General features: G+C 70.5%; 19 protein-coding genes, 1 tRNA gene and 1 pseudogene. 1 reads left to right on the top strand and 20 read right to left on the bottom strand.

Annotation, left to right across the window (positions count from 1 at the left end; genetic code table 11):
- Nucleotides 1-18: 18 nt before the first annotated feature.
- The 18 genes from atpE to AC067A_RS01960 all read right to left on the bottom strand — a co-directional run bounded on the left by atpE (nt 19) and on the right by AC067A_RS01960 (nt 19,507).
- Nucleotides 19-252, bottom strand: a complete 234-nt coding sequence (atpE, locus tag AC067A_RS02045; protein WP_010474382.1) for an ATP synthase F0 subunit C — start codon at nt 250-252, stop codon at nt 19-21.
- A 91-nt stretch (nt 253-343) separates the two neighbouring features.
- On the bottom strand, nt 344-1,153 hold the full coding sequence (atpB, locus tag AC067A_RS02040; protein WP_033206787.1) for a F0F1 ATP synthase subunit A: 810 nt from the start codon (nt 1,151-1,153) through the stop codon (nt 344-346).
- 222 nt (nt 1,154-1,375) lie between these two features.
- Nucleotides 1,376-1,789, bottom strand: a complete 414-nt coding sequence (locus AC067A_RS02035; protein ID WP_478613201.1) for a hypothetical protein — start codon at nt 1,787-1,789, stop codon at nt 1,376-1,378.
- A 264-nt stretch (nt 1,790-2,053) separates the two neighbouring features.
- Nucleotides 2,054-3,367, bottom strand: a complete 1,314-nt coding sequence (locus AC067A_RS02030) for an MraY family glycosyltransferase (RefSeq protein ID WP_478613199.1) — start codon at nt 3,365-3,367, stop codon at nt 2,054-2,056.
- A gap of 107 nt (nt 3,368-3,474) precedes the next feature.
- The gene (locus tag AC067A_RS02025; RefSeq protein WP_478613196.1) at nt 3,475-4,722 is read right to left on the bottom strand and encodes a serine hydroxymethyltransferase; all 1,248 of its coding nucleotides are present in this window, start codon (nt 4,720-4,722) and stop codon (nt 3,475-3,477) included.
- 69 nt (nt 4,723-4,791) lie between these two features.
- Complete coding sequence (locus AC067A_RS02020; protein ID WP_478613193.1) at nt 4,792-5,439, bottom strand: arsenate reductase/protein-tyrosine-phosphatase family protein; 648 nt, start codon at nt 5,437-5,439, stop codon at nt 4,792-4,794.
- The gene (locus AC067A_RS02015; RefSeq protein WP_376485069.1) at nt 5,436-6,083 is read right to left on the bottom strand and encodes an L-threonylcarbamoyladenylate synthase; all 648 of its coding nucleotides are present in this window, start codon (nt 6,081-6,083) and stop codon (nt 5,436-5,438) included. Before AC067A_RS02015 ends, AC067A_RS02020 begins: the two co-directional genes overlap by 4 nt.
- 34 nt (nt 6,084-6,117) lie before the next feature.
- The gene (gene prmC / locus AC067A_RS02010) at nt 6,118-6,963 is read right to left on the bottom strand and encodes a peptide chain release factor N(5)-glutamine methyltransferase (protein WP_478613188.1); all 846 of its coding nucleotides are present in this window, start codon (nt 6,961-6,963) and stop codon (nt 6,118-6,120) included.
- Between the two features lie 39 nt (nt 6,964-7,002).
- Nucleotides 7,003-8,079 carry a peptide chain release factor 1 gene (gene prfA / locus AC067A_RS02005; protein WP_478613185.1) on the bottom strand — a complete coding sequence of 359 codons (1,077 nt, stop codon included), beginning with the start codon at nt 8,077-8,079 and terminating at the stop codon, nt 7,003-7,005.
- A gap of 93 nt (nt 8,080-8,172) precedes the next feature.
- Nucleotides 8,173-8,394, bottom strand: coding sequence for a 50S ribosomal protein L31 (gene rpmE, locus AC067A_RS02000; protein ID WP_015036196.1), 222 nt, complete (start codon nt 8,392-8,394; stop codon nt 8,173-8,175).
- Nucleotides 8,395-8,528: 134 nt separating this feature from the next.
- Nucleotides 8,529-9,626 carry an LCP family protein gene (locus tag AC067A_RS01995; RefSeq protein WP_478613181.1) on the bottom strand — a complete coding sequence of 366 codons (1,098 nt, stop codon included), beginning with the start codon at nt 9,624-9,626 and terminating at the stop codon, nt 8,529-8,531.
- A gap of 195 nt (nt 9,627-9,821) precedes the next feature.
- Entirely contained in the window at nt 9,822-11,870 is a 2,049-nt protein-coding gene (rho, locus tag AC067A_RS01990) for a transcription termination factor Rho (RefSeq protein WP_478613178.1), read from the bottom strand.
- Nucleotides 11,871-12,297: 427 nt separating this feature from the next.
- A complete protein-coding gene (gene thrB / locus AC067A_RS01985; RefSeq protein WP_017236145.1) occupies nt 12,298-13,215 on the bottom strand; it encodes a homoserine kinase in 918 nt (305 codons plus the stop codon).
- 299 nt (nt 13,216-13,514) lie between these two features.
- Nucleotides 13,515-14,585 (bottom strand): threonine synthase, encoded by a 1,071-nt coding sequence (thrC, locus tag AC067A_RS01980; RefSeq protein ID WP_478613175.1) that lies wholly within the window; start codon nt 14,583-14,585, stop codon nt 13,515-13,517.
- Nucleotides 14,586-14,591: 6 nt separating this feature from the next.
- Complete coding sequence (locus AC067A_RS01975; RefSeq protein ID WP_478613173.1) at nt 14,592-15,884, bottom strand: homoserine dehydrogenase; 1,293 nt, start codon at nt 15,882-15,884, stop codon at nt 14,592-14,594.
- A 140-nt stretch (nt 15,885-16,024) separates the two neighbouring features.
- Nucleotides 16,025-17,416, bottom strand: a complete 1,392-nt coding sequence (gene lysA, locus AC067A_RS01970; protein ID WP_478613170.1) for a diaminopimelate decarboxylase — start codon at nt 17,414-17,416, stop codon at nt 16,025-16,027.
- Between the two features lie 10 nt (nt 17,417-17,426).
- Nucleotides 17,427-18,623: an ArgS-related anticodon-binding protein NrtL gene (gene nrtL, locus AC067A_RS01965; protein WP_478613167.1), complete on the bottom strand. Its 1,197-nt coding sequence runs from the start codon at nt 18,621-18,623 to the stop codon at nt 17,427-17,429.
- Between the two features lie 401 nt (nt 18,624-19,024).
- Complete coding sequence (locus AC067A_RS01960; RefSeq protein ID WP_478613164.1) at nt 19,025-19,507, bottom strand: response regulator; 483 nt, start codon at nt 19,505-19,507, stop codon at nt 19,025-19,027.
- A 170-nt stretch (nt 19,508-19,677) separates the two neighbouring features.
- Here AC067A_RS01960 and AC067A_RS01955 point away from each other — a divergent pair.
- Nucleotides 19,678-19,749: transfer RNA gene (locus AC067A_RS01955), tRNA-Arg, on the top strand.
- A gap of 209 nt (nt 19,750-19,958) precedes the next feature.
- Here AC067A_RS01955 and AC067A_RS01950 read toward each other — a convergent pair.
- Complete coding sequence (locus AC067A_RS01950; protein ID WP_478613161.1) at nt 19,959-20,303, bottom strand: hypothetical protein; 345 nt, start codon at nt 20,301-20,303, stop codon at nt 19,959-19,961.
- Nucleotides 20,304-20,335: 32 nt separating this feature from the next.
- Nucleotides 20,336-20,539 (bottom strand): annotated as a pseudogene (locus AC067A_RS01945) (tyrosine-type recombinase/integrase); the annotation flags it as partial.
- Nucleotides 20,540-20,569 lie beyond the last annotated feature (30 nt).

Raw genomic sequence — 20,569 nt, 5'->3', positions numbered from 1 at the left:
TGGGGCTGTCGGTCCGGCTTACTTGTAGACGAAGCCCATGACGATGCCGATGAGGGCGAGCGCCTCACAGAACGCGAAACCCATGATCTGGTTGGTGCGGATCAGGCCGGCCGCCTCGGGCTGACGGGCGAGGGCCTGGGTGCCGTTACCGAAGATGATGCCGACGCCGACGCCGGGGCCGATGGCCGCGAGGCCGTAGCCGATGGAGGCGACGTTTCCGTTGACGGCGGCGAGAGTCTCGAGAGCGGACATGCCGGTTCTTCCTTCTCTTTCAAGGACCCGGTGGGGGTTGGCCACCGGACGACTGTTGGTTTGGGGGTGGTGCTGCCGGTCAGGGCCGGACTCAGTGGTGCTCGGAGAGCGCGCCCTGGACGTAGCTGCAGGCCAGGAGGACGAAGACGTACGCCTGGACGGCCTGGATGAAGAGCTCGAAGGCGGTCATCACGAGGACCATCACGAACGAGGCGCCGGCGTAGACGAAGCCCAGGCCGTTCATGAGGTACCAGGTGGCAAGCGAGAACATCACGATGAGCAGGTGACCGGCGAACATGTTCGCGAACAGTCGGACCGCGTGCGTGAAGGGCCGGATGAGCAGGTTCGAGAAGAACTCGAGGACGACGACCAGGGGAAGGATCGGGCCGAGCGACTTGTCGTAGCCGACGATGTTCTTCCAGCCGCCGACGAAGCCGTGCTTCTTGAAGGTCAGCGAGACCCAGAGGACGTACACGATCAGCGCGAGGGCCGCCGGGAAGGCGATCAGCGAGGTGACCGGGAACTGGGCGAGCGGGATGATCGACCAGAGGTTGAGCATCCACACGAAGAAGAACAGCGACACCATCAGCGGGACGTACTTCTCGCCGTCCTTCTTGCCGATGATCTCGTAGACGATGCCGCGGCGCACGAAGTCGTACCCGGCCTCGCCGACCATCTGCATCTTGCCGGGGATCAGCTTGGGCTTGTTGAAGGCGGCCCAGAAGAACCCGACGACCACGAGCGAACCCAGGATGGCGAGCAGCATCGGCTTGGTGAAGTCGAAGCCACCCACGGAGAAGATGGGCTCGTACATGAACGTGTGCAGGCCCGGCGCCGGGAAGCCACATCCGGTGAAGATGTGGCAATCCGGGTCGAAGGCAAGCGTCTGGTCAGCACTCACCGCGGGCTCCTTCAGCGTGGCGCATAGGTACGGCAACCTCGTTGTGTCGGCGCGGCACGCAGCCGCGGGTCGGCACTGGACTGGTCTTACGGATAAGGGGGCGGCGGTTCGGCATCGAGCCTCGCGCTGGGACAGGCGTCTCGGATGCCCGCGCCCGCAGTGCCGCAGTTGGCACCGGACGATAGCAGGAAGCCGAACGCGGCTTTATCCCGGCCCTACCCTTCACTGCTTCGACCCCGACTTCTCGGGCTCGACGTACATGATCTTGGCCTTCATGTAGGCCCGGGCCTGCGCGGCGACCCACACCACGGTCGTCGCCAGCAGCGTGAAGGCGAAGGCCTTGAAGTCGAACAGCGTCGTGTCCTTGAACAAGGCCAGGAAGATGAAGAGCAGCAGCAGTTGGGCCGTGTAGAGCATGAGCCCCATGGCCTGGAACAGCTGCGGCAGCGACTTCGCCGTCCGCTGGAGCACCACGAGCCCCACGCCCATGAAGAGGATCACGACCAGGGTGCCGGCGACCGCGCCGAGCGCACCCTTGCCACCGGCGACCACCCCGCTGACGACCGTGGCGATGGCGCCGACGGCAGCGGTGGGTACGGCGGTGTGCAGCAGGGTGCGTACGTCGTTGGACGGCATGGCGGTGTCTCCGCTTTTGATGGAGGGGGCGATGGTGTCGTCATGGACGAGCGTAAGCCCGGTCCGAGGTGGGTCTCGGGGCCAACAGACCGTCGCACTACGGTCTTTCGGCACTGTCGCCGGGTCTCGTGAACGGTATCACAAACTATTTGAATAGGTCTTTACCCATAAGGTGTGCCAACCGTCACACATGAGTGTGATGGCGCGCGTGTGTGCGCGACACGGGGGCGTTCCGTCTGGTAATGGCCGCGAATGCGGCTTTCGTCAACTCGGCGTTCCGGCCTTCCGCCGGTCGGGGAAGCGCGCGCGGTTGCCGATGGCGGTGGCTCCGTTGATCCCCGCGGGGACCGGAATCCGCTCTTCCTCGACCATCGGGGCCTCCACGACGGGCTCCGGCACCGAAATCCGCTTGCGCCGGCGGTAACGGGGCGGCACGACGGACTCGGCCCAGCGGGGCGCGCGCGGGGAGAACCGCGGCAGCAGGAGCAGCACCAGGCCGATGGCGCTCAGCGCGACGACGCCGAGGACGATCCACATCGACGTCGAGTGCACCGAGTAGGCCAGCGTCCCGAAGGCGATCAGGGCCGACCAGAAGTACATGATCAGCACCGCCCGGCTGTGCGAGTGCCCGATCTCCAGGAGCCGGTGGTGCAGGTGGCCGCGGTCGGCGGCGAACGGCGACTGGCCCTTCCACGTACGGCGCACGATCGCGAGGACCAGGTCCGCCATCGGGATCGCGATGATCGTCAGCGGCAGCACGAGCGGGATGAAGACGGGCAGGGCGGCGTGCGTGGCCTCGCGGGTCGAGCCCTCGAACAGCTTCAGCACGTCCGGGTCGACCTGCCCGGTGATCGAGATGGCCGAGGCCGCCAGGATCAGGCCGATCAGCATCGACCCCGAGTCGCCCATGAAGATCCGCGCCGGGTGCATGTTGTGCGGCAGGAAGCCCAGGCACATGCCCATGAGGATGGCCGCGAAGAGCGTCGCGGGGGCGGCCGCCTCGATCGTGTAGCCGTACCAGAGGCGGTACGCGTACAGGAAGAAGGCCGCGGCTGCGATGCAGACCATGCCGGCGGCGAGGCCGTCGAGACCGTCGACGAAGTTCACCGCGTTGATGGTGAGGACGACCAGGGCGACCGTGAGGAGCGTGCCCTGCCCCGGGGTCAGGGCGACCGTGCCGACGCCGGGGATCGGCAGCCACAGGATCGTCAGACCCTGCGCGACCATCACGCCCGCGGAGATCATCTGCGCGCCGAGCTTGATCAGCGCGTCCAGCTCGAACTTGTCGTCGAGGACGCCGATCAGCCAGATCAGCGCCGCCCCGGAGAGCAGCGCGCGGGGCTCGTTGGACAGCTCGAAGACGCTGCTCAGGTTCTGCAGGTGGGCGGCGACGAGGAGTCCCGCGCACAGCCCGAAGAACATGGCGATGCCACCGAGCCGCGGAGTCGGTTCTCGGTGTACGTCGCGGGCGCGGATCTCCGGCATCGCCCCGGTCGCGATGGCGAACTTCCGCACCGGACCGGTGAGCAGATAGGTCACCGCGGCCGTGACACAGAGCGTCAGCAGGTAATCACGCACGGGCTGCCCCACAGGAATCGCTGGCCATCTCAGCCCCACACCCTAGCCGTGCCATCCATGTGGTCTGAGACACCGGGGCCCCCCGAACGGTTGCGCCCGGTCCCCGCTCAGCCTCCATACGGGGGAAATCGGCCGGTCAGCTCGCGTACCTCCGCCCGTACCCTGGCCGTCTCCCCGGCGTCATTCCGCAGGGCCACGGTGAACAGCGCGGCGATCCTGGCCATCTCCGGGGCGCCCATCCCCTGCGTGGTGACGGCCGCCGTGCCGAGCCGGATCCCGCGGCCCTCGCCGTGGGGCAGGGCACAGGTGTCGAGCACCACGCCGGCGGCGGCGAGCCGGGCGCGGGCCGTGCGGCCGTCCACGCCGAGGGGGGACGGGTCCGCGGTGATGAGGTGGGTGTCCGTGCCGCCGGTCGTCACCGCGAAGCCCTCCGCGGCGAGCGCGGCGGCGAGCACCTTCGCGTGTTCCACCACCTGATGGGCGTACGCGGTGAACGCCGGGGTGGACGCCTCGCCGAAGGCCACCGCCTTCGCCGCGATCGTGTGCATCTGGGCGCCGCCCTGGGTGAACGGGAACACCGCGCGGTCGATCCGGCCCGCCAGCTCCCTGTCGCACAGGATCATTCCGCCGCGCGGGCCGCGCAGCACCTTGTGCGTGGTCGCGCAGACCACGTCGGCGTACGGGACGGGGTTGGGGGCCGCTCCCCCGGCGACCAGGCCGATGGGGTGCGCCGCGTCGGCGATGAGGTAGGCGCCGATCTCGTCGGCGATCTCGCGGAAGACCGCGTAGTCGAGGTGGCGGGGGTACGAGATCGAGCCGCAGACGATCGCCTTGGGGCGGTGGTGGCGGGCGAGCGCGGCGACCTGCTCGTAGTCGACGAGCCCGGTCTCGGCGTCGACGCCGTACGGCACGAAGTCGAACCACCGGCCGGAGAAGTTGGCGGGCGACCCGTGCGTCAGGTGCCCGCCGTGGTCGAGTCCCATCGCCAGGACCGTGTCACCGGGCCTCAGAAGGGCCGCGTACGCCGCCAGGACGGCCGAGGAGCCCGAGTGGGACTGGACGTTCGCGTGGTCGGCTCCGAAGAGCGCGGTGGCCCGTTCCACGGCGATCCGCTCCGCCGCGTCGACGTACTCGCAGCCGCCGTGGTGGCGCGCCCCCGGATACCCCTCGGCGTACTTGTTGGCGAGCGGCGACCCCAGCGCCGCCAGCACCGCCGGCGACGTGAAGTTCTCCGCCGCGATCAGCTGCAGACTGTCCGCCTGCCGGCGCACCTCCCCCAGCAGCACGTCGGCGATCTCCGGGTCCTGCCGGCGCAGGACGTCGAGATCCTCATCGGGGGGCGCGGTGACCGGCATGCCACCAATGTAGGCGCGCCCCCGCACCCCCGCCCGTCGACGATTCCCGGCGCCGCAGGGGACCGCCCGTCAGCGCTTGGCCGAGACGCCCGTCAGGGCGGTGACGACGGGGTCGAGGGCCTGGTTGATCTCGTCGCCGATGGAGCGGAAGAAGGTGATGGGGGCGCCGTAGGGGTCGTTGACCTCGTCGGCGTCGACGGAGGGGGCCAGGAGCCACCCGCGTAGAGCGGCAGCAGCGCGGACCAGGGCACGGGCGCGTTCGACCATGCCCTCGTCACGGGGGTCCGGCAGGGTGGCGGGGTCGATGGCGCGGACCAGGCGGGTGAACTCCTTCAGGGTGAAGGTGCGCAGTCCGGCCGAGTGGCCCATGGAGATGACCTGGGCCCGGTGGTCGCGGGTCGCCGTGAGGACGAGGTCGGCGCGGATGACGTGCTCGTCGAGGAGCTCGCGGCCCACGAAGCCGCTGTAGTCGGCGCCGAAGTCGGCGAGGACCAGCTCGGCGTTGGCCTCCATGGGGGCGCCCTCATGGCCCCAGGTCCCGGCGCTCTCCACGATCAGGCCGCCGCCGAGGGGATCGCCCAGGCGGTCGCACAGGGCATGGCGGGTCAGCCGCTCGGTGATCGGCGAGCGGCAGACGTTGCCGGTGCTGACGTGGAGGATGCGGAAGGTGCTGCTGTCGTCGAACCCCGCTATGCCACGCCCCTCAGGGGCGGTCAACTGGCCACCTCGAGGTCGGGTACGACCTTCCGGAGCTCCTCCGGGGACAGCGCGCCCTCGCGCAGCAGCACCGGCACCTTGCCCGTGACGTCGACGATGGACGAGGGGACGATGCCGGGCGTCGGGCCGCCGTCGAGGTAGACGGAGACGGAGTCGCCGAGCATCTGCTGGGCCGCGTCGCAGTCCTCGGGCGACGGGTGGCCGGTGAGGTTGGCCGAGGAGACGGCCATGGGGCCGACCTCGGTGAGCAGCTCGATCGCGACCGGGTGCAGCGGCATACGGATGGCGACGGTCCCGCGGGTGTCGCCGAGGTCCCACTGGAGGGACGGCTGGTGCTTGGCGACGAGGGTGAGCGCGCCGGGCCAGAAGGCGTCGACGAGCTCCCAGGCCTGCTCGGAGAAGTCGGTGACCAGGCCGTGGAGGGTGTTCGGGGAGCCGATGAGCACGGGCGTGGGCATGTTGCGGCCCCGGCCCTTGGCGGCGAGCAGGTCCGCGACGGCCTCGCTGCTGAAGGCGTCCGCCCCGATCCCGTACACGGTGTCGGTGGGCAGCACGACCAGCTCGCCCCGGCGGACGGCGGACGCGGCTTCGCGCAGACCGGTCACGCGGTCGGTCGCCTCGTTGCAGTCGTATCGCCGTGCCATCAGTTCCCGGCCTCCTCGTTCGCGTGCTGCTTGGTCATGGCATTGCCTTGCGGGCGGTCGCGAAGCGCGGCCGGTTGTTCAGGTCCGGGTGGTCGGCGGCGTCGGCCCAGCCGGCCTCTTCGTTGAAGATCCACGGGACCTGCCCGCCCTGGGTGTCCGCGTGCTCGATGACGACGAGGCCGCCGGGGCGCAGCAGGCGGTGGGCGGTGCGCTCGATGCCGCGGATGGTGTCGAGGCCGTCCTCGCCGGAGAAGAGGGCCATCTCCGGGTCGTGGTCACGGGCCTCGGGTGCCACGTACTCCCACTCGGTGAGCGGGATGTACGGCGGGTTGGAGATGACCAGGTCGACCTGGCCGTCCAGCTCCGGGAGGGCGCTGAGCGCGTCGCCCTGGTGGACGGTGACGCGGGAGCCCTCGGCGTTCTTGCGGGTCCAGACGAGGGCGTCGTCGGAGAGTTCGACGGCGTGCACCCGGGAGCGCGGGACCTCCTGGGCCATGGCGAGGGCGATCGCCCCGGAGCCGGTGCACAGGTCGACGATGAGCGGTTCGACGACGTCCATGGCGCGTACGGCGTCTATCGCCCAGCCGACGACCGACTCGGTCTCGGGGCGGGGCACGAAGACGCCGGGGCCCACCTGGAGCTCCAGGTAGCGGAAGAACGCCCGGCCGGTGATGTGCTGGAGCGGTTCGCGCGCCTCGCGGCGGGCGACCGCCTCCCAGTAGCGGGCGTCGAAGTCCGCGTCCTTGACGTTGTGCAGCTCCCCCCGCTTGACGCTGTGCACGAACGCGGCGAGCTCCTCGGCGTCGAAACGCGGTGAGGGAACGCCGGCGTCGGCCAGCCGCTGGGTGGCCTGGGCCACCTCGGCAAGCAGCAGGTTCACGCTGGTCCTCCGTGGTGCGGGGTGGGGCTTGAGGGGGCCTTACGCTGCGGCGAGCTTCGCCGCCGAGTCGGCGTCGACGCACGCCTGGATCATGGGGTCGAGGTCGCCGTCGAGGACCTGGTCCAGGTTGTACGCCTTGAAGCCGACGCGGTGGTCCGAGATCCGGTTCTCCGGGAAGTTGTACGTGCGGATCTTCTCGGACCGGTCGACGGTGCGGACCTGGCTGCGGCGGGCGTCGGCGGCCTCGGCCTCGGCCTTCTCCTGGGCGGCCGCGAGGAGCCGGGAGCGCAGGATGCGCATGGCCTGCTCCTTGTTCTGGAGCTGGCTCTTCTCGTTCTGGCAGGAGGCGACGATGCCGGTCGGCAGGTGGGTGATGCGGACGGCGGAGTCGGTGGTGTTGACCGACTGGCCGCCGGGGCCGGACGAGCGGTAGACGTCGATGCGCAGGTCGTTGGCGTGGATCTCGACGTCGACCTCCTCGGCCTCGGGCGTGACGAGCACGCCGGCGGCGGAGGTGTGGATGCGGCCGGCGGACTCGGTGGCGGGCACGCGCTGCACGCGGTGCACCCCGCCCTCGTACTTGAGGCGGGCCCACACGCCCTGGCCGGGCTCGGTGGCGCCGTTGCCGCCCTTGGTCTTCACGGCGACCTGGACGTCCTTGTAGCCGCCGAGCTCGGACTCGGTGGCGTCGATGATCTCGGTCTTCCAGCCGACGCGCTCGGCGTACCGGAGGTACATGCGGAGCAGGTCGCCGGCGAAGAGCGCGGACTCGTCGCCGCCCGCGCCCGCCTTGATCTCCAGGATGACGTCCTTGTCGTCGCTCGGGTCGCGCGGGACGAGGAGCAGGCGGAGCTTGTCGGTGAGCTCCTCGCGGTCCTTCTCCAGCTGCTTGACCTCGGCGGCGAAGTCCGGGTCGTCATGGGCGAACTCGCGGGCCGTCTCGATGTCGTCGCCGGTCCGCTTCCAGGCCCGGTAGGTGGCGACGATCGGGGTCAGCTCGGCGTAGCGCTTGTTCAGCTTGCGCGCGTTCGCCTGGTCGGCGTGGACCGAGGGGTCCGCGAGCTTCGTCTCCAGGCCGGCGTGCTCGCCGACCAGTTCCTCGACCGCCTCGAACATCGGGGGCTCCTGGTTTTCGTCAGTTCTACGGGACGGCAAAGCGCCGGTCCCGGCCACCCGCGCGGGGCGACCGTGGACCGGCGCAGGGGCTCGCTACTTGGCGGAGCCGGCGGCCTTGCCGAAGCGGGCCTCGAAGCGGGCGACGCGGCCGCCGGTGTCGAGGATCTTCTGCTTGCCCGTGTAGAACGGGTGGCACTCGGAGCAGACCTCGGCACGGATGGTGCCCTCGGTCAGGGTGCTACGGGTGGTGAACGACGCGCCACAGGTGCAGCTGACCTGGGTCTCGACGTACTCGGGGTGGATCTCGCGCTTCAAGGTGTCTCCTAGTTTCGGGAGGGCTCCGGGTCGCCTTCGCGGGTTGCGGCAAGCGTGAACCGGGGCCGACGTACCAGTCTGCCAGGACCGGCCGTATCTCCCAAAACGGGGGTGGGGCCGAAGGTATTCCCGGGCTATTTCACGACGCCGTCGGCCTTGCCGGTGGCGGCGTCCTTCGTCGCCGACGCGGGGATCGGCAGGTCTCCCTCGAGGGCCGTCCAGACCTGCCGGGACGCGGCCTCCAGCGGGACGACCCGGTTGGGGTCCCGGGGGTCGTACTCGACGGGCAGGGTGATCATGTGGATGTTCCGGGGGCCGATGCCGGACAGGCCCTTGGCGAAGCCCATCAGCTCCTGGACGGAGTCGAGTTCGGAGTCCGGGGTGATGGCCTTGGTGGCGGCGTCGGCGAGGTCGAGGAGCTTCTTCGGGCTGGTGAGGACGCCGACGTCCTTGACCTGGTCGATGAAGGCCTTCATGAAGGCCTGCTGGAGCTGGATGCGGCCGAGGTCGCTGCCGTCGCCGACGCTCTTGCGCGTGCGGACGAGGCCGAGGGACTGCTCGCCGTCGAGGGTGTGGGTGCCGGGGGCGAGGTCGAGGTGGCTCTTGTCGTCCTTGATGGCCTGGGTGGTGGTGATCTCCACGCCGCCGAGTTCGTCGATGAGCTTCCTGAAGCCGGTGAAGTCGACCTCGATGTAGTGGTCCATGCGGATGCCGGACATGGTCTCGACGGTCTTGACGGCGCAGGCGGGGCCGCCGACCTCGTACGCGGTGTTGAACATGGCCCGGTGTTCGCCGGCGGCGGTGCCGCCCCGGCCGTCGGCGCACGCCGGGCGGTCTATGAGCGTGTCGCGGGGTATGGAGACGACGCTCGCCTGCTTGTGGCCCTCGTAGACGTGGACGACCATCGCGGTGTCGGAGCGGGCGCCGCCCTCGTCCTTGCCGTAGGCGGCGTTGTCGCCGGAACGGGAGTCGGAGCCGAGGACGAGGATGTCCATGGAGCCGTTGTCGACGTTCTCGGGGCGTTCGGCGCCCAGCTGGGCGTTGATGTCGACGCCCTGGATGTTGCCGTCGAGCTTGAGGTACACGTAGCCGAGACCGGCGCCGCCGAGCACGAGGACCGCGGCGGCCCCGGCTGTCAGGATCGGCGCCTTGCGGCGCTTGGCGGCCGGCTTGCGGCGTCGGCCGCCGCCGCCTCCGCCGCGTGTGCGGCCGCTGTCGTTCGTCTCGGTCATCGCCATCCCTCGGGCCCTCGGTTCACCATCTGTGACGGCGAAGCACCCGAAAGGGTTGCATGGCTCCCTGTGGGGTTTCGATGGACGACGCACCGCGCCCACCGTGCGGGGCACGGTGGGCGCGGTGGTTTACGCAGGTCACGACGGGGTCACGGGCGCGGGGCCCGACGGTCGTCGTGTGACGCAGCTCTCGCGTCAGTCGTTGTTGTTCGCTCCGGGGGTCGTCTTCTGGATCTGGAGCAGGAACTCGCCGTTCGACTTGGTCTGCTTCATCTTGTCGAGCAGCAGCTCGATCGCCTGCTGCTGGTCGAGCGCGTGCAGCACGCGACGCAGCTTCCAGGTGACGGCGAGCTCGTCGGCGCCCAGCAGGATCTCCTCCTTGCGGGTGCCGGACGCGTCGACGTCCACCGCCGGGAAGATGCGCTTGTCGGCGAGCTTCCGGTCGAGCTTGAGCTCCATGTTGCCGGTGCCCTTGAACTCCTCGAAGATCACCTCGTCCATGCGCGAGCCGGTGTCGACCAGCGCGGTGGCCAGGATGGTCAGCGAGCCGCCGTCCTCGATGTTGCGCGCGGCACCGAAGAAGCGCTTCGGCGGGTAGAGCGCGGTCGAGTCGACACCACCGGACAGGATGCGGCCGGAGGCCGGCGCCGCGAGGTTGTACGCGCGGCCCAGGCGGGTGATCGAGTCGAGCAGGACGACCACGTCGTGACCCAGCTCCACGAGGCGCTTGGCGCGCTCGATGGCCAGCTCGGCGACGGTGGTGTGGTCCTCGGCCGGACGGTCGAAGGTCGAGGAGATGACCTCGCCCTTGACCGACCTCTGCATGTCGGTGACCTCTTCCGGACGCTCGTCGACCAGGACGACCATCAGGTGGCACTCGGGGTTGTTGTGCGTGATCGCGTTGGCGATCGCCTGCATGATCATGGTCTTGCCGGTCTTCGGCGGGGCCACGATCAGACCGCGCTGGCCCTTGCCGATCGGCGACACGAGGTCGATGATCCGCGTGGTCAGCACGCCCGGGTCGGTCTCCAGACGGAGCCGGTCCTGCGGGTAGAGCGGGGTCAGCTTGTTGAACTCCGGGCGGCCGCGGCCGGAGTCGGCGGCCATGCCGTTCGCGGAGTCCAGGCGGACCAGCGCGTTGAACTTCTCGCGGCGCTCGCCCTCCTTCGGCTGCCGCACGGCGCCGGTGACGTGGTCGCCCTTGCGCAGGCCGTTCTTGCGGACCTGGGCGAGGGAGACGTACACGTCGTTCGGACCGGGCAGGTAGCCGGAGGTCCGGATGAACGCGTAGTTGTCGAGGATGTCGAGGATGCCCGCGACGGGGATCAGGACGTCGTCGTCCGCGACCTGCGGCTCGCCGGCCTGGAAGTCGTCACGGCCACGACGGCCACGACGGTCGCGGTAGCGGCCCCGACGCCCGCGGCGGCCGCCGGCCTCGTCGTCGTAGTCGTCCTGCGGACCGGCCTGCGGGCCGCCCTGCTGACCCTGGCTCTGGACCTGCTGGCCCTGGCCCTGGCCCTGGCCGCCCTGACGCTGACGCTGGCCGCCCTGGCCACCGCCCTGCTGGTCGTCGCCCTTGGCGCGGTCGCGCTGACGGTCACGGCGGTCGCGCTGACGGTCGCCGCGCTCCCCCCGCTCACCGCGCTCCCCGCGGTCACGACGGCCGCGGCCCTCGGCGCCGTCCGCGGCGGCCTCGGCCTGCGCGTCGGTCTTGGCCTCGGGGCGGGCCTCGGTCTTGACGACCTGGGCGGCCTCGGCCTTGGCCTCGCCCTCCGGCGAACCGGCGGGGGCGGTGGCACGGCGACGGCGGCGCTCACCGGCCGGCTGGTCGTCGGAGGCGGGCTGCCCCGGGATGTCGATCTGCTGCTGGGCGACGGCCTTCTCGGCCTTCTCCGCCTTGGGCGCGACGGCCTCGGCGGCGGCCTCGCCCGTACGGGCCTTGGAGGTGGCACGGCGCTTCGGCTTGGTCTCGGCGGCGTCCGCGGCCTTGGCGGGGGCGGCGGAGCCTCCGCCGGCCTGCGCCTCCTTGATGACCTCGATCAGCTGGCTCTTGCGCATCCGCGCAGTGCCCCTGATGCCGAGGCCGGACGCGACCTGCTGCAGCTCGGCCAGGACCATGCCGTCGAGGCCGGTGCCGGAGCGGCGGCGCCGTGCGGTGCCGCCGGTGGCAGCACCTGCGGCGGGCGCGGCGGTGTCGACATTGTTGTCGGCAGTCACGCCCATCAGATCGGTGGTGTCGCTCACGAAGGGTCCTTCCCTGGAGCGGACGTCGGCCATCTGGCTCGGCGACCGGTTGTGCTGTCCGGCAGCGGTCCTGGCTTGTGGACCGTGTCCGGGGCGGTGGTCCCGCCGGGTACGGCGGAAGGGAGAAACGTGCTTGGGTCCGGCCCGAGCGCCCCCTGCTCGGTCCTCACTGCGAGAGAGCGAGGGGTGTCGTGCCGGTTCCGAAGCGTGCTCAAAACTGCTCAGGCAGGCTGCTCAGGCAGTTGAGGAGGCTTCCGGAAGAATGGTGGTCCCTGATGGGGACTCTCCGCACCGCTCCACAAAGAGGTCGGGTGCAGACTTGAGGTTAACACTACCGGCTCCGACAAACATTCCCCCTCTCCCTCACCGGCAATCTCGTGTCCGGAGCACTTCGGGGGCGCTGCCCGGCGCCCCCCGCCGCGGCGCCCTAGGGCGCCAACGGCAGCACGACCGCTCCGGACGCGTCGAGGTCGAGCCGGTTCGCGGCCCAGCCCTCTCCCGCCAGTCGGGCGACCTTGTCGGCCGTCCCGTGCTCGGCCAGCGCGAGGACCGTGGGGCCCGCGCCGGAGATGACCGCGGGGACGCCGTCCGCCCGCAGCCGGTTCACCAGGGCGATGCTCTCCGGCATCGCGGGAGCCCGGTACTCCTGGTGCAGCCGGTCCTCGGTGGCCGAGAGCAGCAGCTCGGGGCGGCGGGTCAGGGCCTCGACGAGGAGGGCGGCGCGCCCGGCGTTGGCCGCGGCGTCCACGTGCGGGACGGTGCGCGGCAGGAGTCCGCGGGCGGTCTCGGTGAGGACCGGCTTCCCGGGGACGAAAACCACCGGAACGATGGAGTCCGAGGGATCCATCCTGATCGCCCGCGCGGCACCGGACTCGGTCCAGGCGAGCGTGAAGCCGCCGAGCAGACAGGCGGCGACGTTGTCGGGGTGCCCCTCGATCTCGGTGGCCAGCTCCAGGAGGGCGGCCTCGTCGAGCTTGGCGTCCCCGCCTATGGTCACGGCGCGGGCGGCGACGATGCCTGCGCAGATGGCCGCGGAGGAGGAGCCGAGGCCGCGGCCGTGCGGGATGCGGTTGGCGCAGACGACCTCGAGGCCGCGGGGCTGCCCGCCGAGCAGGTCGAAGGCCGTGCGCAGGGAGCGTACGAGCAGGTGGCTCTCGTCGCGCGGGAGCGTCTCGGCGCCCTCGCCGGCGATGTCGACGTGCAGCCCGGAGTCGGCGACCCGGACGACGACGTCGTCGTACAGACCCAGCGACAGGCCGAAGGCATCGAAGCCCGGGCCGAGGTTGGCGCTGGTGGCGGGGACGCGCACCCGTACGGCGGCGGCGCGGAACGCTGGACCGGCCATCGCTCGATGACTCTCCTTGGTTGCGGCAACAGGCATTTCGAACAGCAGGGGCTTCGCACAACGAGTACGGCAGGCGAAGTACTCGGAGACCCGGGGGCCGTTTCGGCCACGTGGGCGACAACGGCAACGACACCGCGCATATGCGTCGGGGCGGGTTGGGTACAGCCTATCGAAGGAAGGTTCTGTGGCGACATAGGGCGCACAGGAGGCGCACGATGCGTGTCGCGAGCCAACCTGTGCGCCTATGTACGTTCCTGATCGGGTATCGATCAGGGCTTTCCCCGAGCAGGGGGGTGAGATCAGGCCAGGCCGAGGCGCTCGGCGGCGGTCGCGGCGTCGACCGGGACGGTCACCGGCTTCGGTGCGCCGGCGACGGCCCAGTCGGGGTCCTTCAGGCCGTTTCCGGTGACGGTGCAGACGATCCGCTGGCCCGGGTCGACCTTGCCCTGCGCGGCCGCCTTCAGCAGACCGGCGACCGACGCGGCCGAGGCGGGCTCGACGAAGACGCCCTCCTGGGCGGCCAACAGGCGGTACGCCTGCAGGATCTCACGGTCCGTCACCTCGTCGATGAAGCCGCCCGACTCGTCGCGCGCGGCGATCGCGTAGTCCCACGAGGCCGGGTTGCCGATGCGGATCGCGGTGGCGATCGTCGACGGGTCCTTGACGACCTCCCCGCGCACGAGCGGCGCGGAACCGGAGGCCTGGAAGCCCCACATGCGCGGGCGGTGCGTCGCGAGGCCGTCCTCGGCGTACTCGCGGTACCCCTTCCAGTACGCCGTGATGTTGCCGGCGTTGCCCACGGGGAGCACGTGGATGTCGGGGGCGTCGCCGAGCATGTCGACGATCTCGAACGCCGCGGTCTTCTGGCCCTCGATGCGCACCGGGTTGACCGAATTGACCAGCGCCACCGGGTAGTTGTCGGAGAGGCTGCGGGCCAGCGTCAGGCAGTCGTCGAAGTTGCCGTCGACCTGGAGGATCTTCGCGCCGTGCACGAGGGCCTGGCCCATCTTGCCGAGCGCGATCTTACCCTGGGGCACCAGGACGGCCGACACCATGCCGGCGCGCACCGCGTAGGCCGCGGCGGAGGCGGAGGTGTTGCCGGTGGAGGCGCAGATGACGGCCTGCGCCCCCTCCTCCTTGGCCCTGGTGATGGCCATGGTCATGCCCCGGTCCTTGAAGGAACCGGTGGGGTTGGCGCCCTCGACCTTGAGGTGCACCTCGCAGCCCGTGCGCTCGGAGAGAACCTGGGCGGGGACGAGCGGCGTACCGCCCTCACGGAGCGTGACGACCGGCGTCGCGTCCGTGACCGGAAGGCGGTCCCGGTACTCCTCGATGATGCCGCGCCACTGGTGGGTGCCCTTGTGGGTCATGGGTCCTTACTCCCCTTCAACACGCATGATGCTGGCGACACCGCGCACGGTGTCGAGCTTGCGCAGCGCCTCGACGGTCCCGGAGAGGGCGGCGTCGGGCGCGCGGTGGGTGACGACGACGAGGGAGGCCTCGCCGTCCTTGCCCTGCTGGCGCACCGTATCGATGGATACGCCGTGCTCGGCGAAGACCGTCGCGACCTGGGCGAGGACGCCCGGCTTGTCGGCCACGTCGAGGCTGATGTGGTACCGCGTGACGACCTCGCCCATGGAGCTCACGGGCAGCTGGGTGTACGCGGACTCGCCGGGGCCGTTGGCCTCGTTGAGCTTGTTGCGGCACACGGCGACCAGGTCGCCGAGCACGGCCGACGCGGTCGGCGAGCCGCCGGCGCCGGGGCCGTAGAACATGAGCCGGCCGGCCGCCTCGGCCTCGACGAAGACCGCGTTGTACGCCTCGCGGACGGAGGCCAGCGGGTGGCTGAGCGGGATCATCGCCGGGTGCACGCGCGCGGTGACGGACCCGCCGTCGGCGGCCCGCTCACAGATCGCGAGCAGCTTGACGGTGCAGCCCATCTGCTTCGCCGAGGCGAAGTCGGCGGCGGTGACCTCGGTCATGCCCTCGCGGTAGACGTCGTCGAGGCGCACGCGCGTGTGGAACGCGATGCCGGCGAGGATGGCGGCCTTGGCGGCGGCGTCGAAGCCCTCGACGTCGGCGGTCGGGTCGGCCTCCGCGTACCCGAGGGCGGTGGCCTCGTCGAGCGCCTCGGAGTAACCGGCACCCGAGGTGTCCATCTTGTCGAGGATGAAGTTCGTGGTGCCGTTGACGATGCCCATCACCCGGTTGATCTTGTCGCCGGCGAGGGACTCGCGCAGCGGCCGGATCAGCGGGATCGCGCCGGCGACGGCGGCCTCGTAGTAGAGGTCCTGTCCGTGCTGCTCGGCGGCCGCGTAGAGGGTCGCGCCGTCCTGGGCCAGCAGCGCCTTGTTGGCCGAGACGACGGACGCGCCGTGCTCGAAGGCGGTGGTGATCAGGGTGCGGGCCGGCTCGACGCCGCCGATGACCTCGATGATGACGTCGATGTCGCCGCGTTTGACCAGGGCGGTGGCGTCGGTGGTGATGAGCTCCGCGGGGATGCCCTCGCGGACCTTGTCCGGGCGGCGGACCGCCACGCCGGCGAGCTCGACCGGAGCGCCGATGCGCGCGGCGAGGTCGTCGGCGTGCGTCGTCATGATGCGCGCCACCTCTGAGCCGACCACTCCACAGCCCAGCAGCGCCACCTTCAGCGGACGCGTACGCATCATCCGACCTCGTTTCTCGTACTTCTGTTGCGTATCTCTACGGTGGGAACCAGTCTCACTCACCGGACGGGGGTTTCCGCCCCTCGTCCGGATCCTGAGACATCGATTTCATCACTCGACTATTTCACCACGCGACTATTTCGTCAGCCCACGTCAAGACGCAGGAGATCTTCCTCCGTCTCACGCCGGACGATCACCCGCGCCTCGCCGTCCCGGACGGCGACGACGGGCGGCCGGAGCGCGTGGTTGTAGTTGCTGGCCATGGAACGGCAGTACGCACCGGTGGCCGGCACGGCGATCAGGTCGCCGGGCGCCAGGTCCGCGGGCAGGAAGGCGTCCCGTACGACGATGTCGCCGCTCTCGCAGTGCTTGCCGACCACACGGGCGAGCATCGGCTCGGCCTCGCTGGTCCGCGAGACGAGACTGACGCTGTACTCGGCGTCGTACAGCGCGGTGCGGATGTTGTCCGACATGCCGCCGTCGACGCTCACGTACGTCCGCAGGCCTTCGAGGGGCTTGATCGTGCCCACCCGGTAGAGCGTGAACGCCGTCGGCCCGACGATCGCGCGCCCGGGCTCCACGGAGATGCGGGGCGTCGAGAGCCCCGCGGCCTCGCACTCCCGCCCCACGATCTCGTTCAGCGCCTTGGCGATCTCGTGCGGCTCGCGCGGGTCGTCGTCGGAGGTGTACGCGATGCCCAGGCCGCCACCGAGGTCGATCTCCGGCAGCTCGACCCCGTGCTCGTCCCGGACCTCGGCCAGCAGCCCCACCACGCGACGGGCCGAGACCTCGAAGCCGGCCATGTCGAAGATCTGCGAGCCGATGTGCGAGTGGATCCCGATCAGCTCGAGCCCGTCCAGCCTCAGCGCCCGCCGCACGGCCTCGGCGGCCTGCCCGCCGGCCAGCGCGATGCCGAACTTCTGGTCCTCGTGGGCCGTCGCGATGAACTCGTGCGTGTGCGCCTCGACGCCGACGGTCACCCGGATCTGCACCCGCTGCCGCTTGCCCAGGGACTGGGCGATGTGCGCGACCCGGACGATCTCCTGGAAGGAGTCGAGGACGATCCGCCCGACGCCGACCTCGACGGCCGTACGGATCTCCTCCTCGCTCTTGTTGTTCCCGTGGAAGGCGATGCGCTCGGCCGGCATGCCGGCCGACAGGGCCGTGGTCAGCTCGCCGCCGGAGCACACGTCCAGGTTCAGGCCCTCCTCCTTGAGCCACCGCACGACGGCCCGGGAGAGGAACGCCTTTCCGGCGTAGAACACGTCGGCGTCCTTGCCGAACGCCTCCGCCCAGGCGCGGCAGCGCGCCCGGAAGTCCGTCTCGTCGAGGAAGTAGGCCGGCGTGCCGAACTCCTCGGCGAGCGCGTCGACGCCGATGCCGCCGATCGTGGCGACCCCCCGCTCGTCCCTGGTGACGGTCCTCGACCACACCTTCGGGTCGAGGACGTTCAGGTCGGCGGGCGGCGCGGAGTAGTGACCCTCGGGGAGGACGTCGGCGTGACGGGGGCCTGCGGGGTGGGCGGAACGGCTCATGTCTGCTCTTTCAGATCCGATCGGGTGCGCTGATGCCGAGCACGGAGAGGCCACCGGCGAGCACCGTCCCGGCGGCTTCGGCGAGCGCGAGCCGGGAACGATGGGCGGCCGAGGGTTTCTCGTCACCGAGCGGCAGCACGGTGTGCTGGAACGCGAGCAGCGCGTCGGCCACCGCCTCCAGATGCCTGGCCACCCGGTCCGGCGCCCGGTGCCGCGCCGCGGCGAGCATCACGCCCGGGTGATCCCCCAACGCGCCGATCAGCGCATCGGCCTCCACGCGCGTCTCGTACGCCGGAGTGACGCCGAGCTGCTCCCCGTTGACCAGCAGCCTCCGCACCCTCGAGTACGCGTACCGCACCCGGAACAACCCGTTCCGCTCGTGCTGCACCAACAGCCCCTCCCCCTCCAACGCCCGATCCCCCGGCGCCGCCCTCAACAACCCCCACCGCGCGGCATCGACCCCGAGCCGCCGGACGTCACAGGGGGCGGGACGGACATGGATACGGGCGAGGGGAGCCGGGTGGGGGCGCTGGTCGGTGAGGGGGCGGGCGGGGGGCTGGTCGTCGACGGCGGGGTGGTGGGGATGGGGGTGGGCAGGGGGCTGCTCGTCGACGGCGGGGCGGGGGGCGGCGACGGAAGGTGCGGGGGGCTGGTCGGCGACGGCGGAGTGGTGGGGATGGGGGTGGGAATGGGGATGGGGACCGGGATGGGGGCGGGGGTGCTCCTGGGGGGCCTGCTCGTCCCCTTCTCCGTACACGGCCCACGCGCCCTGGCTCCTCAGAAGCCGCACGACCGTCTCGACGACGATCTCCGCCCGCTCCTCGTCCACCTCCGCGAACCGCACCTCGGTCCCGGCGAGCGCCGTGCCGTGCCCGTACGCGATCCCCGCGTCGGCGACAGCCCGTACGACCTCGCGCCCTGCATCGCTCCGGAGAGTGAAGTTCAGAAACCCGGGGCCGGTGATCTCCACACCGTCCAGCCCCGGTACGTCCCGGAGCCTCTCCCCGATGATCCCGGCGACCTCCACCGCGCTCCGCCCGGCCGGCCGCGCCAACGTCAACGCCACATTGCTGGCGTACTCCCCCGCCCCGCCCGGCCTGGCCCTCTCGACCTTCACCCGCGACGGCACCTCGACCCGGAGCACACCATCGTCGACCGCACGTCGCACGGCGTGCAGCACGGTCAGGGAGAGTTCCGCGGGGGTCACACCGCCACCCTAGGGGAGGAGGGGGGTCCCCACGCGAACCGGTTTCGCCATACGGGCACCCACGTCCACGACAGCTCCCCCGACCCCTGCCGAGAGTCACCAGAACCGGCGCACCGACGCCCCCTCGGCACCCCCCTCACGAGAACCACCCATCTATCCAGAGCACCGGTTCCCGACTCCCCACCGACTCGCCCTCCCCTACCGCCGCCCTCAGGGCTGACACGGAAGAGTCCTGGCTCACGGACGGCGCGGACGGATCCTCACCCAGGGGCAACACCGACGGGTCCGGACCCAGGAGCCGACCGGACGGGTCCCGACCCCACGGGCAGCGCGGACGGGTCCCGACTCAGGGACGACGCGGAGGGGTCCTGACCCAGGGGGCAAAGCAGACGGGTCATGCCTCAGGAGCCGACCGAACGGGTCTGCGACTCCTCCATGCTTTGCCGTACGTCGACGGCGCCTGCGGCCGGCTCCTCTCCCCCGTCCTGCCCGGTCGCCTCACGCCGCTGCTCCCGCCGCTCGCGGTGCATCAACTGGCGCACGACACGCACGAGCTCGGACGGCTCGAAGGGCTTGGCGAGGAAGGCGTCGACACCGGACGCGGCCCCACCGGCGACCTCCTGCTCACCGCAGGCACTGATGATCGCCACCGGCAGATGACTGGTCCGCGGGTCCGCCCGCAGTCGCTCCGCGGTCTTGATCCCGTCCAAGCGGGGCATGACGACGTCCAGGGTGACGACATCAGGACAAACCCGATGCACGACATCCAGACACTCGGCACCATCGGCCGCGGTCACGACCTCGAACCCCTCGAGTTCGAGATTGACCCTGATCAACTGCCGGATCACCTTGTTGTCATCGACAACGAGCACCCGGCCGGACACGCCTGACACACGAACGAGAGTAGGCCGCCCCCCACACCCGCGTCCGGGTTTTGCCCACTTCTGACCCGTGCGAGGGACCCCACCCCCCCCTGACACCCCGGAAATCCCTGTTCACAGGCACACCCCCCAAGCTGGTAGGGTTCTACCCGTCGCCGCCAAACACGGCGAACGCCCCCGTAGCTCAGGGGATAGAGCAACGGCCTCCGGAGCCGTGTGCGCAGGTTCGAATCCTGCCGGGGGCACTTCGCAGGAAGTGCCAAAAGACCCCGTGACCAGCGGAAACGCTGGACGCGGGGTCTTGTTGTACGTGCAGGCGTGTGCAGCCCTGAGCGGCCGCATGTCGGGGGCCGTGGACTATTCGTGGACAGGAACTCGCGGCATCAGCGCAGGTCAGTCCTGGGAACGCCGGAGGCCTTCGGACAGGTCCAGGGGCCTTGCGGTCGGTGGCGGGTCACCCTCTGATCTCTCGCACCAGGACATCGTCCTCATCGCTCAGTTCCAGCTCGTAGGGCAACCCGAAGTCGCTGAGAAGCCGCCCCAGATCCTCAAGGCGAGCAGGGTCTACAACGCCGTTGAGCAGTACGTCGGGGCCGTCGATCGGATCGATCTCTATCCGACACCAGCTGGTCTCCAGCTCGTAGCCGTGCCAGGACGACGAACGGGAGTTCCAGCCCGCACCGACGAACCGAGCAGCCACGGCGGAGGCGTCTCGGCGGCCGCGGAGCATGCCGCACACATTGTTGCCCAAGTCGATCCACTGTCGATCGAGCGTCAGCCCCTCATCGGATATGTCCACGCCCGGAGTATGCAGCAGGTGGCCAACCGCGCTCACTCGTGTTTCCTCAGGAGATCTTCGATGCGCCGATTCGCAACCTCCTGGCGGCCGTCCAAGCGCTTCGCGTACCGGCTCAGCAGCACCTCCACGCCGTTGCCGGCTCGCTCGGCGACCTCAGTGGCGTCCACGTCCGCGTTGAGCCACGTCGAGAGGGCGGAGTGCCGGAGATCGTAGGGGCGCCGGGCGAGCGGGGAGGGATCGGCACCCGACGCCACGGAACGGCACTC

Source organism: Streptomyces sp. NPDC043176, assembly GCF_056436715.1.
This window is presented reverse-complemented; position numbering and strand designations above follow the sequence as displayed.

Bases quoted from the DNA above. Each gene is read 5' to 3' on its own strand.
- atpE (WP_010474382.1), bottom strand. From the start codon at position 252: ATGTCCGCTCTCGAGACTCTCGCCGCCGTCAACGGAAACGTCGCCTCC.
- thrC (WP_478613175.1), bottom strand. From the start codon at position 14,585: ATGACCCACAAGGGCACCCACCAGTGGCGCGGCATCATCGAGGAGTAC.
- AC067A_RS02035 (WP_478613201.1), bottom strand. From the start codon at position 1,789: ATGCCGTCCAACGACGTACGCACCCTGCTGCACACCGCCGTACCCACC.
- AC067A_RS02025 (WP_478613196.1), bottom strand. From the start codon at position 4,722: ATGCCGGTCACCGCGCCCCCCGATGAGGATCTCGACGTCCTGCGCCGG.
- AC067A_RS02015 (WP_376485069.1), bottom strand. From the start codon at position 6,083: ATGGCACGGCGATACGACTGCAACGAGGCGACCGACCGCGTGACCGGT.
- AC067A_RS01975 (WP_478613173.1), bottom strand. From the start codon at position 15,884: ATGATGCGTACGCGTCCGCTGAAGGTGGCGCTGCTGGGCTGTGGAGTG.
- thrB (WP_017236145.1), bottom strand. From the start codon at position 13,215: ATGGCCGGTCCAGCGTTCCGCGCCGCCGCCGTACGGGTGCGCGTCCCC.
- prfA (WP_478613185.1), bottom strand. From the start codon at position 8,079: ATGTTCGAGGCGGTCGAGGAACTGGTCGGCGAGCACGCCGGCCTGGAG.
- AC067A_RS01995 (WP_478613181.1), bottom strand. From the start codon at position 9,626: ATGACCGAGACGAACGACAGCGGCCGCACACGCGGCGGAGGCGGCGGC.
- lysA (WP_478613170.1), bottom strand. From the start codon at position 17,416: ATGAGCCGTTCCGCCCACCCCGCAGGCCCCCGTCACGCCGACGTCCTC.